The sequence below is a fragment of the Pseudomonas sp. HK3 genome (assembly GCF_052920985.1).
In genome coordinates this window covers 560,199-571,241 of record NZ_JBREXD010000001.1, presented here as the reverse complement: position 1 = coordinate 571,241, position 11,043 = coordinate 560,199, and the positions used below count along the sequence as shown (strand labels likewise).

Sequence of the window (11,043 nt, the reverse complement as noted above, 5' to 3'; positions counted from 1 at the left end):
AAGTCTATTTTTGTCGCTGTTTTAAGCTCAATAATAATAAAGGCCATATGATACAGGTACTAAGAGTTAATCCTGTTCATCACCCAACCCACGTGCTTTAAATGTCTGTAGGGCTAATTGCTTTACTAATTCCGTTGAATCCATTTCATTAAACAGTTCTGGCAGTCTTGCCATAAACTCGTCAAAATCTTGTGCTTCGTTTGCCAGTTTTTGTATGGGGTTGATGATGGGCTGCATTTGTATTTCCCAATCGTCGAGTGCTTCTTGTTCGAGTTCGTCGAGTGGGTCTTGTTGCTGTTGATTGTTGAGGGCGGTCTTGTTTGTACTGCATTGGCAACTATGGTGTTGATGGTTGAGGGCAGGTTCTATCGATTGTGGATTTGTGCCTGGTGCGGTTAATAGCAAAGCACCCTTTGCTGGGTCACTAAAACCTAATTTATCACGTACTTGGCTTTCTTCTATGCGCACACCGAGTGGGACTACTTTTTCTAATACGTCTGCTAGTAGTTTTAGATCTTCTGGTTCAACAACGGGCAATTCTAATTTTGGATATTTTTTTTGTGGCCCGAAATTTAGATCAATAAAGGGTTTGATTAGGTCACGGTTTAATGTGTGCTCTAATTGTTTTGCATCGGCTTTTAAGATATCCAATCGCACTTCGTTATGGACTTTTGCCTGTGCCTGGCTTGAGCCGCTGTCTGCTGTCATGGTTTGACCCAAGACTGCTTTGCTGACTTGTTGATCTAACCATTCTGCTAGATTTTGAAATAACTTATCGCCGCCGCTTGTCGTGCCTGCGTTTTCAAAATCTATGCGCATACTCTCTGGTATGGCGGCGGCTGCATCGGTGCCGATGTTTGCGATGGCGTTGACGAGTGTTTGTATGTCTTCTTTGGTTGCGCTTGGGCCGTAACGACCTACGCGCAGTGGCATGCCGAATGTCTCGGCGAAAGCGAGCCAATCCGTTAGGGTGTACGCTTTACACATGTAAGCGACGGCCACTAAGCGGGCCAAGCCACCACGGATGGGAATACCGCTTTTAAGTCGGGGCTTGTGTACGATGAATTTATAGGGTTGTAGCGGTATACCTTCGTAACTGTTTTCTTCATCAATTAAACGCAGTTCGCGGCCGTTCACTGGATCAAATTTAAAAAAGCGCGGATCACGGAACTCGTAACGTTCTGGTGTCCATTGATTGCCTGTGCGGTTCCAAACTATTTCGTTAACGCTGTAGCCTTTGCCGAGTGCATCGACTGCATCATCAATCATGATGCCAAACTCTGGGGCTCTTACTAGTTCGCGTACCGCGTCGGCCAGTTTAATATCGGCTGCATCATCACTTGCGGATTCGACGGTGGCTTCTAGGCCGCTTATGGCACGTTTACGTGTACCAAGCACAGACTGATAATGCAGGTCTTTTTCTTCCATTTCTTCGGCCAATATCAAGTAGTCATTGGCGTCATTGTTCGCTGCGTTGTGTAACAGACTGGCGAGATAGTCCGGTGTTAAGCCACTGGCGACGGTTTGGTTGTGCCAAACATTGCGTACGCCTGTTAGTGATGCGGTTGCGATTTCTTGGACGAGTGCTTTCTTTTTTATTGGCTGGCCATACTGGTCGAGTATGGTGCCGAGTTCGTGTTTGAGTTTTTCCATTAGAAACAGCCTCGTTTAAATCCGCCTGTTACTTTCACTTGGCGATGTTGAGTATCTTGGTTTTTGTTTTGTTGTTTTTTGGCTGAGTGATAGCCGAATATTTCTACGTCCATTTGTGCGGCATACAGTGCTAATGCAATGGCGATGGCGGCGTCACCGTGGCGCTGCTTGGTTTTATCGGTACTGGTATTGCCATCTGGCACCCGAGCAATGCCTTTGACGACTTTGACTGCGATCAGGTCGTCTAATATGTCGCTGTCTTTTGGAATGGATAGGCTCGCGTCTTCAAAGGCGGCTTTCATGCGGGGCATGTGTTCTAAATACCAGCCTTGGGAGAGCATGACTTCTTCTATGCGACCACTGCCATATTCGTACTTGGCTTGCTCGGCTAAGTACTGGCCATTACCACGGGCATCGAGTGCGCCTGCTAATAATCTAGGCAGGCGGTCACAGATATAAAATAGAATTTGCTCTTGGTTTTTGAAGGGTACATTTTTGAGTTCAACAATAAATGGAAAATGCCGGTGCAAGTCTTGTTGAATAGCCACTGGGGCGATGATGGTTAAATCGCCACTGCGCGCAAAGTCTTCACCAAAAGCGTGTTGATCTTTTGGATTAAGGGCCAGTAAAACGGGTAATAAATGGCGTTCACACCAGTCTTTAATTTCGGCGATGCGTAGATGTTCTGGCCATTGGTTAAAGTCGGCGGTACCTGCGTATCGAATGACGGGAGCTTCGACCATGCGGGCTTCGATTAATGCGCGGCTTAAATAGGAACCGCCGCCTTGTTTAGGGACGCAGTAATATTCTTCAAGTGCGTCTTCTTCTGATGCGGTGGCTTTGAGTAGATCGGATTTCCATTCGTCTTCTGCGGCTTGTGACCATTTGATTTTGCGTACTTGGCAAATGCGTTGGTATAAGCCTTCGGCACAGGCATCGTCTAATGTGATGCGGTGAAGGCTGTATTTGTTTTTACCTGCGCGGGAATCATTAATGAGTTGATTAAATACGTTATCGTCACCGTTATGAGTTGAGATTAACCGGACTTTTGCGCCCCACATGGTTAAGGCTAATGCGGCTTTTAAAACTTCTGCAAGGCGGTCGTGAAAGCCTGCTTCATCAATAGTGACGTTACCTTGCATGCCCCGTAGATTCTTTGGGTTAGACGAAAGTGCTTGTACTTTAAAGCCTGATGCGAAATTTACGACAAAGGTGAGTATGTCTTTGTCTTCATCTATAAATATTTCTTCTTGAATTTCACCACAGGCTTTATCGAATGCTTTTGCCCACATGGCGACGGCGTCGATAAATTCGCGGGCCATTTCTTTGTTTGAGCCCACATAAAAATGGTTGGTACCGCCGTCGGCTTTTGCGGTTGATGCAGTTAGCACGGCGTCTGCTGCTTCGGCCCAAGTTAAGCCTGTACGACGGGATTTTTCTGCGATTTTTAGTGGTGACTCATCCGCGATCCAGCGCTTTTGATAACCCAGCAATAATTCATTCGGATCAAAAGGGATTAGCTTTTGATTCGCTTGGTTAACCGCTGTGCTAATTGTTGATAAGTCCATTAGATCATCCACACTGTAAAACTAAATAATGCGCATGGTGTACAAATAATAATGGAGGCAATGATAATCTGGATTAATTTCCTCATTACGCAATCCCCAGTATTTTGTTTTTGATTTCTTGGGCCGCTTCTTTTGAGATACCCGCTGCTGTGACGATATCGCTTGCGGCATCGGCGGCTTCTTCGGCCATTTGTTTGCGGATCTCTTTTTCGCGTTTGGTATTTTCACTGGCCGCTTGTTCTAGGCGGTGCATGGCCACGGACATTTCTTTGAGCATCTTCACTACACCAGGCACATCTTCGCTAGTGATCTCTTGGCTTTGCATGGTGAGTGATAAATCAAACGCTAAGGTGCGTAGCATTTCATTAATCAGTTGACCAAGTTGGCCTTGTGGTTGCGCGCCCAGTTTGGCGATCCACATTTTGGATACTTCACGGGACTGACGTAGCTTTTCACCCACTTTTTCCATCTTTTGTGAATATCGGTTTAACGAACTTTTGCTGATTTTTTCATGACCCATGGCTTCTAAAATTGCATTGATATCTTTTGCCGCTTGCATTTGATTGATGCGTGGGTCGCGCAGCATTGCTTGCAGTTGCTCAAGTATATCTTCGGGTAATTGCTCGATTGAACTTGCGCGTGCCATGGTTTATCTCCCTTAAGCGATTGGGCGTCGGCGAGGGATACCAGGCACACTTGCGCGACCTTGCGCTACATCGCTTCCGCGTTGGCTTAAGGACGCAATCGTAAAACCCATATTTTCTTCAATGGTTAAAAGGTTGCAATCTTGTAGCCAAGCCAGTTCTGACTTTAATTTATCTGTGCTGGGTTTATAGCCGATTGTTTCGAGTGCGCGAATGATGACTGAGTCATTCATTGAATAATCACTGTCACTATCAAGTATGACTAAAATAGATAGGCGCATTTCTTCATTTTCAAATTTTTGAAAGCCCATTTTGTTATCCTTAATTATTCCGAATGTAGTTATCAATTCTGCTAAGTAATTCTGAGTTAGATTTGAATTCACCTTCTAGCTTAGATAGATCTCTGGATATACCACCTAAACGGATATGAATGCCTTCAAGGTCTTTGTGACCCACAGCTTTTTCTAATCGCTTATCTAACTGAACCATTTCTTTTTCAATTTCTTCAATTCGATTTGTGTTAACTTGTGATCGACTCTTTAGCCAAACATAAATAGCGATACCAATGACAGAAACACTTTGAATGATGTCCCACCAAAAGCGCATAGCGCTGTAATCCAATTCGTTAGCCACGACGCTTCTCCTTTTTTTCATGAATGCTTTGGCATTCAATACAGCGGGCAGCATCCGGCTTGGCTTTTAGGCGATCAGGTTGTAATGGTGTAACGCAATCAATACACACGACCCAACCATCTATAATTTGTTGCGGTGGCTCTGGGTGACGCGTTGCCATTTCTAACGCGGCACGCCGATGCAGTTGTTCAATTTCTTTTGCGCGATCTGCGTCATCCATTTGTGCAATCCTTTCTCTTTGTTGTTTGGCCACCACCCATGGTGGTGGCCCGTTACGTTTCTTTTTGTTATTCGGTTTTGGCTTTCGCCCCATATCTTCTAGTGAGGCACAACTGTGTCTCGGAGATATGAGTGGCATGGAGCGGCGCCGCCTATTTTTTGAAGCGCTTTTTTCCCAACTGGCTTTTAGCGCTTCAACGTCCACATTATTTGCTTATGGCTTTCATGACATTAGGCATGATTTTCTCGGCACTTCTACCAACCACATAACCACCTAAACCGATTTTTAAAAGTGCCCAAGCTTCAACACTTAATCGAAATTCGGTTAAACCGAATGTGTCTGCAATGATGAGTATTAGAAATGTGAGCATGGTGATGGGTCGCCAGTTACGGGCTATCCAGCTTTGGCTATTTGCTTCGGCGATGATGATGGCGCTCTGGGCTTTTAATAAGTCGGATTCAAGTTTGATAACCTGAGTGGTGACGAGATTTTGAGCCAGTACTAATTCGTTTTTTAGTTTCATCTCTTCTTCTTTAGAAGTATGAATATTGTCGATGAGATCGGCGGCAGGCTTGAACAGCCCTGCGATGGTGGTTAATACGCTCATGGGTTGTTCCTTGTTTTCAATTTTAGATTTTTGAGGCGGTTCGTATGTTTGTTGTGTGTTAAACGATGAATTTGATTGGTTTTGCAGAATGTTAATGGGGTCAGGTTTGTACCCATTGGATACATAGGCTTGTACATCAAAGCCTGGGCAGGTTTTGTGGGCGTCGTATTCACGATGACCCGATAATGGAAGCTTGTTACCCACGATGGCTTCTATGCGGCTTTTAATTATTTGAATGGCGTTGAATTGTTCTGGTGTAAATTGATCACGGCCTATTAAACAAATGCCAACCGTATTTTTATTATGGCCAGATACGTGTGCACCGGTTTCGATAAGTGGGCGGCCTTCGTGAATATCACCGTTTAATGTAATAACGTAGTGATAACCGATGTGTTTTAAATGGGGCTGGTGTTGTGGTGCGATTGATAAATTGCGCGTGAACGGCGGATTGCGATTCGCATGCCATTGATCTATATCAATAATATTGGTTTTACGACCATTCGGTGTATCTGCACAGTGCAGTACAATGGACGTAATGTCGTTGAGTGATCGTTTGGTTCCCACAGACTTAAACCCAAAGTTATATTTAACGTTAGGCTAAAGGTTAAATTATTAGGTTAATTTACTGACGGGGGATTGAGTTCCGCTGGGAAATGAAATAAGTTCGAAGGGTCGTAGATTATTACAGGGAATATGGAAAGGGGCAAATATGGCGAAATTACCATTTTGTATAAGTAAGTCTGATTATGATGATAATCCTGAGTTAGCAATTGAAAAGCAAAGAATAAAACCCAGTAGTTACGAATCAAAAGATCACGGAAAGTATGTATGCCCTTATTGCGGATGGCATGTTCATAAGGTTTTACAATCTCATTTTTCTCATAGTCCGGCTAAGGAAAACATTACTCCTCCGTGGTGCTCAATTAGGATTCCTACAAGAAAGAATGGATATATAGATAAACCCCAAACAAAGAAATTTTCAGATAAAGGTAAACTCGTGGAGCTAATAGAGACTTCCGATAATGAACCTGCTGAACATTACCCACCAAACGATAACCCGGAGAAGCAAAAACCTCCTGTACGTTTCAACTCGATTGAAACTTTACTTCGTTATTTATACCAGTATTTTGATAATGCTATTTTAATGCCAGGTGATGAAGAACCACGATTAGTCAGTACTCTAATAAAGCCTATCACTGATATAGATTACGACCCTGATATAGTTTATTTATGGTATGGAAAAATAGAACGATTTAAAATATGGAGAGATGCTTATGTATATCTAAATATATCATCTGACAAATCTGATCCATCTTTTCAAGTTACCCGTGAATTCGCGGAAAAGCGCCATATAAGTTCAAACTCTATCGGAAGGTATGTGGCAGTACTTGGTAATAAGTGGGGTGGCTACGTTAAAGCTAAATCATTAAAGATGGTAGATTTAGTACCTGAAAATAGAGAGTTATTCTTTAAAATAAACTAACCTGATCATAACGGCTCATTTCTTCGAGTCGTTTCTTCAACTTCCTAATTCCTCTCTCCGTATAACCAAACTCACGGGCCAATCTGGCCTGTGAGACACCTGCCTTTAATTTCTCAAATATCTTTTGGTCTTGTGCGGCTTTAATAGCAGATGCACAGCGGGGGATTTCAACTTCTTCGCCACAGTAATATTCAACCAGCTTAGTCATGGCTTCTATACCGATTAATTGGGTCAGCCAGTTTGATTCGCTTACCTTGGTTGGTACGCATAAACGGATACCTCCACGCTCTTGTACGATAAGCAGGGTTGCTTGTAAGCCGACGACGTCAATCATTTCTTGAATGGACTCTGGCAGATACTCTATGCATAGATCCATATTAAACACCTGTTAATAGATTGTTTAGGTGATTATGAATGGCTTTTAAATGCTTGATACTGCGTCGCCAGTTTAGGTCTTCATTTTTCATAAATACGTCTATTTCTTTTTCTGGCATGTTTAGCTTTTCAAGGCTTTCTGTTACTGACTGATATAAATGACGCTTTTCTTGTTCCTTACTGAGAGCGGCGATGACCGCAGACAACTGTTCTGATTTTTTAAGCCATGCAACCCGTTCAACTTTGAACATGCGTTTGGCTAGTGCATCCGCGTAGGCCCACTGTAGTTTCATGTCTGCAAGTAGGGCTTCAATCTTGCCACGCTGCTCATTCATGTTGTGGGGTTTGCCAGGATAACTCTTAGATGTTGATTTTCTGAACTTCATGCCGCAGTTGCGCATATGATTTAACACGTTAATGCGGCCCTCGGTGTTTAGATCTTTTGCGGATTTTACGCCTGCTACGTTTTTTAGCATGGCACGGTATGTGTCGTCGTCCATGCCGAGTTCTTTTTTAGCTAGATGAATTTTGGCTAGGTCGTTTTTTCTATATTGTGTATTCATTGCTTTGTCCTATTAGCTGCTCATCAGTATCAGACCACTACATCTGATAGACACTCAGCTGACAGCAAACTAACTGAGTGTTTCGCCTAGGGTGAGGCTATGCGGATTTCGCTTGATAGCCGATGCTTATTACCTCTAATTTATCAAGCGTGCTGTATTGTGTTTTTAATGGACCAAATTTTGTAAAGAATGGCTCATACCAAAGATGCTTTTTATCTAAATCAATATTGCGGGCTTTTAAATCCTTTTTTGTGAATGTTTTAAGAATTTTCTTACGACGTGACGGTGGGTAAATCGCACGTGTTCTTTTATGCCAAAGCAATGCTGTAACGGGATTGAATCGTTCAGGAAAGTCTGACTGCCCCATTGAGCTTTTTATTTCTCCATTTAGGTAGACACATATCGCTAATTGACTTTCACTGATCAATTGTTTGCTGAGTGTGATTTTCACATCTTCTAAACGCAGTACGACTTCGCCATGTGTTCCGTGTAACTGTGTTTTTATTTCACCCCATTGCTGTTCTGTGATCGCCATGATTAAGTCCTCACTGCTGCAATGTCTAATGGAATGGCCGCATATTGATTTGACATACCAATGCGTTCATAAATACGAATGTAGGTTGTAGTGCTATTCACTTGAATGGAGTCTTTTAAAGCCTGCATTGCCCGTTGCCATTTTTCGTCATCTATTTCTAGTCGTAACAAATCAAGTACGGCAGCGGTTTTTACTTGTCCTTTTGTATTGGTTTTAAACGCGCGATCAACGAGGGCGCGCACATTTTTACTGCTGCTTTGTGTCCATTCGTCGATGCATTCAGTAATTAGTGCTTTTGCCGCTTCTAGCTCTTCGGTGAAAGAGATGACATTGGCAACCGAACGGTCTACTTTATATTTCCCGTTGTAGCTAATTAAACTGACATTGCCTTTTTTACCTCCGATTTGAACTTCGTATTTCTCAGCAGCAGTTTCGATTAATGCTTGTATGTCTTCTAACGCTAATCGTTTAAATTTGCTAAGTTGCTCATTGATTAATTTAGCTTTCGTGGCTAAATCTAAAACCACTTGATCACGTAACTTATCCTGATCACGCACCTGATCTTCTGGCACCATGTGGCCAGCGGCGTTTTGCATGTAACCTTCTGGGATTGTGCTATCCATTTCGATTCCCCTTCATTGCTTTTAATTGATTAACATAATCAGGCTGTATCCAAATCACATCGCAATGGCAAAAATGACTTAGCATCATTTCTTCTAGTTGCCCATGAATGTTTCGACGTCCACGGCTAACACCGTTTAGATACTCACATCGTTTTTGATATTGGATTTCAATTTGTGGAGCAGTACCTGTTATTTGTACATCGATTACGGTTAAGCCTGTGTCGGCTAATTTATTCACTGCACAATGCGCTTTGTGTAATTGAGTAGACATGTGCTTGTTCTGCGCATTGCGCTTATTAAGTGAATGTATTGCGAGTGCACTCATGAGCATGCCTCCATATTTTCATTTGATGTTTGGTTATAACGACAAGAGGGGCATTTACGGTATAACTGAACAGCGAGACGATTCACGCTGCTGTATTTTGCATTTTGGTGCTCAATGCATTTGTTGCGTTCTAGTTCGCCTAGGATTGGGCAACCAACGGTTTCACCTAGAAAAGCACCGCGTACTTTCTGCTCGACTTTTTTGATATCGCCCCTGTAAATCCCCTTTAACACTTGGTTAATAACAGAAGGGCTATAGCCTAGAATTTTTGCGATTTTGTGTTGGCTGGTTGTTTGGCATTGTGCGCGTAGTTCTTGTAACCAGCGATCTTCGTTTATGGTCGTTGTTATTATTGTTTCCATGTTTATATCCTTATTCTTTTTTTGCGTTATTACGCGTGTTGAGTTTCCTTTTCAACTTGGTCTTCAGGAGACCAGACAACTTGATTTAGGTTTGGATCGAATACCGCTTTCGATCTTTGAATTTGGGGTGGTAACGGGCCTGTGTTTTTAGAGTTATTCAAAACGATATTGTGCGATTTTTCCTTTTTTCCAATCGCTCTTTTTTACTTGCATTAAATATCCAGATTTATGCAGAATAGCTACATATCGTTTTGCTTCCATCGGCGCTATTTTTATTTTATCTGTAGTTGCCGCTGCAACTAATTCTCGCCATGTAAATAACTTTAAAATTTTCATTGTTCGCCATAGATTTTTTCGACCTTGGCCTTGTGTAACCTTACCTCCGTTTTTGTTTAGCCTAGGGGCTTCTAGTCCACAGTCTTTCACTAATTTATATGTATAAAGCACCGCGCACTTAGACTTTTCTTCTTTTGTTGTGATTTCAATATATTCACCTTTTAATAGTCGATTAAGATAAGATCGAACTGTACTGTCATTGATGGATAAGTATTTATTTCTATGAATCCACATCGTTACATCATCACGTGTGAATTCTTTTAGCTCTCTAACAGCTATCCAAACAATATCTTGGCCGCTTTTTTTAGATGCATTAGTATGTGCTGGTTTACACCCCATACCTCTCCCAACTTTGACTATCATTACGCTACCCTTCTTCGGGGAGCCTCGCCTGCAAAAAAGTCACGGTCTCCCCAGTCCGCGGCGGTGATGGTTGTCGTGCCAATTTGATGTGCAAACTCACGAATGCGATCAAGGTTGACGCACGCTCTACGCGCTGATCCATTGCTTGACTTGTGTATTTTTTCGATCAGGCCTCTTTCAATATCTAAACCATCTGCATAGATTTTTTTTAATTCATCCACATCGGCTAGTGAGACTGGCTGTGCTGGGAAAAAGTCTAATATGCGCCCATGAAATTTCTCCCATTTTTGAAGCTTTTTAGGAAGTTGCTCTTCTCCGATTAATAAAATTGAACCTTGGCTGGCTTCATGAATATCTTGAACGATGCCAACCCAGCTGCGCTCAACGAGATAATCAAATTCATCAATAATAAGTGGTCGATTCGACTTGGCCATCTCTTCTGCGATTTGATCGACCATATCACTCATGTTTTTTTCAATTTTCATACCCATGGCTTTTTGAATAGCTATCAAAAATGACTTGCGAGTCCAAACGCTTTTACATTCAACATAAACTGCATCAAATGTATTAGCTGAATAACTAGCAGAAACGCTTTTGCCATAACCCGATGGGCCGTAAAATGCTGCCATGCCTGGTAAGTGGGCTTCCCGATCAAAAGCCCTCTGTATCGCCTGGTGACATAAAGCCACATTTGTGATTCCTGCTATGCTCATATATATTTACCCTGTAATAAGTTGTTAAGTTTTTGCTATG

General features: G+C 42.5%; 16 protein-coding genes and 1 other RNA gene. 1 reads left to right on the top strand and 16 read right to left on the bottom strand.

What is annotated here, in order from left to right; translation table 11 throughout:
- Positions 1 to 66: 66 nt before the first annotated feature.
- From ACU6U9_RS02720 to ACU6U9_RS02690, 7 genes are all read right to left on the bottom strand, one after another.
- On the bottom strand, positions 67 to 1,653 hold the full coding sequence (locus ACU6U9_RS02720; protein ID WP_446733547.1) for a DUF935 domain-containing protein: 1,587 nt from the start codon (positions 1,651 to 1,653) through the stop codon (positions 67 to 69).
- The gene (locus tag ACU6U9_RS02715; protein WP_446733546.1) at positions 1,653 to 3,221 is read right to left on the bottom strand and encodes a hypothetical protein; all 1,569 of its coding nucleotides are present in this window, start codon (positions 3,219 to 3,221) and stop codon (positions 1,653 to 1,655) included. Before ACU6U9_RS02715 ends, ACU6U9_RS02720 begins: the two co-directional genes overlap by 1 nt.
- Before the next feature lie 85 nt (positions 3,222 to 3,306).
- A complete protein-coding gene (locus ACU6U9_RS02710; protein ID WP_446733545.1) occupies positions 3,307 to 3,867 on the bottom strand; it encodes a DUF3486 family protein in 561 nt (186 codons plus the stop codon).
- A 12-nt stretch (positions 3,868 to 3,879) separates the two neighbouring features.
- Complete coding sequence (locus ACU6U9_RS02705; RefSeq protein WP_446733544.1) at positions 3,880 to 4,176, bottom strand: VpaChn25_0724 family phage protein; 297 nt, start codon at positions 4,174 to 4,176, stop codon at positions 3,880 to 3,882.
- A gap of 10 nt (positions 4,177 to 4,186) precedes the next feature.
- Entirely contained in the window at positions 4,187 to 4,498 is a 312-nt protein-coding gene (locus ACU6U9_RS02700) for a hypothetical protein (RefSeq protein WP_446733543.1), read from the bottom strand.
- Entirely contained in the window at positions 4,491 to 4,856 is a 366-nt protein-coding gene (locus tag ACU6U9_RS02695) for a TraR/DksA C4-type zinc finger protein (RefSeq protein ID WP_446733542.1), read from the bottom strand. The genes ACU6U9_RS02700 and ACU6U9_RS02695 overlap by 8 nt, the downstream gene beginning before the upstream one ends.
- A 67-nt stretch (positions 4,857 to 4,923) precedes the next feature.
- Positions 4,924 to 5,889 (bottom strand): 3TM-type holin, encoded by a 966-nt coding sequence (locus ACU6U9_RS02690; protein ID WP_446733541.1) that lies wholly within the window; start codon positions 5,887 to 5,889, stop codon positions 4,924 to 4,926.
- A gap of 145 nt (positions 5,890 to 6,034) precedes the next feature.
- On the opposite strand from ACU6U9_RS02690, the gene ACU6U9_RS02685 reads away from it, so the two are divergent.
- Positions 6,035 to 6,808, top strand: coding sequence for a hypothetical protein (locus ACU6U9_RS02685; RefSeq protein WP_446733540.1), 774 nt, complete (start codon positions 6,035 to 6,037; stop codon positions 6,806 to 6,808).
- Here the strand turns inward: ACU6U9_RS02685 and ACU6U9_RS02680 are convergent.
- The 9 genes from ACU6U9_RS02680 to ACU6U9_RS02640 form a co-directional block, all read right to left on the bottom strand.
- Positions 6,795 to 7,184 carry a Mor transcription activator family protein gene (locus ACU6U9_RS02680; RefSeq protein ID WP_446733539.1) on the bottom strand — a complete coding sequence of 130 codons (390 nt, stop codon included), beginning with the start codon at positions 7,182 to 7,184 and terminating at the stop codon, positions 6,795 to 6,797. The genes ACU6U9_RS02685 and ACU6U9_RS02680 overlap by 14 nt on opposite strands.
- 1 nt (position 7,185) lies before the next feature.
- Entirely contained in the window at positions 7,186 to 7,746 is a 561-nt protein-coding gene (locus ACU6U9_RS02675) for a gp16 family protein (protein ID WP_446733538.1), read from the bottom strand.
- Positions 7,747 to 7,756: 10 nt separating this feature from the next.
- Positions 7,757 to 7,834, bottom strand: an RNA gene (locus ACU6U9_RS02670) — hammerhead ribozyme type II.
- A 9-nt stretch (positions 7,835 to 7,843) separates the two neighbouring features.
- Positions 7,844 to 8,281: a hypothetical protein gene (locus ACU6U9_RS02665; protein ID WP_446733537.1), complete on the bottom strand. Its 438-nt coding sequence runs from the start codon at positions 8,279 to 8,281 to the stop codon at positions 7,844 to 7,846.
- A gap of 2 nt (positions 8,282 to 8,283) precedes the next feature.
- A complete protein-coding gene (locus ACU6U9_RS02660; protein WP_446733536.1) occupies positions 8,284 to 8,904 on the bottom strand; it encodes a DUF3164 family protein in 621 nt (206 codons plus the stop codon).
- Positions 8,897 to 9,229, bottom strand: coding sequence for a hypothetical protein (locus tag ACU6U9_RS02655; protein WP_446733535.1), 333 nt, complete (start codon positions 9,227 to 9,229; stop codon positions 8,897 to 8,899). Before ACU6U9_RS02655 ends, ACU6U9_RS02660 begins: the two co-directional genes overlap by 8 nt.
- The gene (locus tag ACU6U9_RS02650; protein WP_446733534.1) at positions 9,226 to 9,591 is read right to left on the bottom strand and encodes a hypothetical protein; all 366 of its coding nucleotides are present in this window, start codon (positions 9,589 to 9,591) and stop codon (positions 9,226 to 9,228) included. The genes ACU6U9_RS02655 and ACU6U9_RS02650 overlap by 4 nt, the downstream gene beginning before the upstream one ends.
- A 153-nt stretch (positions 9,592 to 9,744) precedes the next feature.
- Positions 9,745 to 10,290 (bottom strand): hypothetical protein, encoded by a 546-nt coding sequence (locus tag ACU6U9_RS02645; protein ID WP_446733533.1) that lies wholly within the window; start codon positions 10,288 to 10,290, stop codon positions 9,745 to 9,747.
- Positions 10,290 to 11,003, bottom strand: coding sequence for an AAA family ATPase (locus ACU6U9_RS02640; RefSeq protein WP_446733532.1), 714 nt, complete (start codon positions 11,001 to 11,003; stop codon positions 10,290 to 10,292). Before ACU6U9_RS02640 ends, ACU6U9_RS02645 begins: the two co-directional genes overlap by 1 nt.
- Positions 11,004 to 11,043 lie beyond the last annotated feature (40 nt).

What these genes read in the sequence shown, in the direction of transcription:
- ACU6U9_RS02710 (WP_446733545.1), bottom strand. Translation starts at nt 3,867, where the DNA reads ATGGCACGCGCAAGTTCAATCGAGCAATTACCCGAAGATATACTTGAG.
- ACU6U9_RS02720 (WP_446733547.1), bottom strand. Translation starts at nt 1,653, where the DNA reads ATGGAAAAACTCAAACACGAACTCGGCACCATACTCGACCAGTATGGC.
- ACU6U9_RS02675 (WP_446733538.1), bottom strand. Translation starts at nt 7,746, where the DNA reads ATGAATACACAATATAGAAAAAACGACCTAGCCAAAATTCATCTAGCT.
- ACU6U9_RS02640 (WP_446733532.1), bottom strand. Translation starts at nt 11,003, where the DNA reads ATGAGCATAGCAGGAATCACAAATGTGGCTTTATGTCACCAGGCGATA.
- ACU6U9_RS02695 (WP_446733542.1), bottom strand. Translation starts at nt 4,856, where the DNA reads ATGCCACTCATATCTCCGAGACACAGTTGTGCCTCACTAGAAGATATG.
- ACU6U9_RS02705 (WP_446733544.1), bottom strand. Translation starts at nt 4,176, where the DNA reads ATGGGCTTTCAAAAATTTGAAAATGAAGAAATGCGCCTATCTATTTTA.
- ACU6U9_RS02650 (WP_446733534.1), bottom strand. Translation starts at nt 9,591, where the DNA reads ATGGAAACAATAATAACAACGACCATAAACGAAGATCGCTGGTTACAA.
- ACU6U9_RS02660 (WP_446733536.1), bottom strand. Translation starts at nt 8,904, where the DNA reads ATGGATAGCACAATCCCAGAAGGTTACATGCAAAACGCCGCTGGCCAC.
- ACU6U9_RS02685 (WP_446733540.1), top strand. Translation starts at nt 6,035, where the DNA reads ATGGCGAAATTACCATTTTGTATAAGTAAGTCTGATTATGATGATAAT.
- ACU6U9_RS02645 (WP_446733533.1), bottom strand. Translation starts at nt 10,290, where the DNA reads ATGATAGTCAAAGTTGGGAGAGGTATGGGGTGTAAACCAGCACATACT.
- ACU6U9_RS02715 (WP_446733546.1), bottom strand. Translation starts at nt 3,221, where the DNA reads ATGGACTTATCAACAATTAGCACAGCGGTTAACCAAGCGAATCAAAAG.
- ACU6U9_RS02665 (WP_446733537.1), bottom strand. Translation starts at nt 8,281, where the DNA reads ATGGCGATCACAGAACAGCAATGGGGTGAAATAAAAACACAGTTACAC.
- ACU6U9_RS02680 (WP_446733539.1), bottom strand. Translation starts at nt 7,184, where the DNA reads ATGGATCTATGCATAGAGTATCTGCCAGAGTCCATTCAAGAAATGATT.
- ACU6U9_RS02655 (WP_446733535.1), bottom strand. Translation starts at nt 9,229, where the DNA reads ATGAGTGCACTCGCAATACATTCACTTAATAAGCGCAATGCGCAGAAC.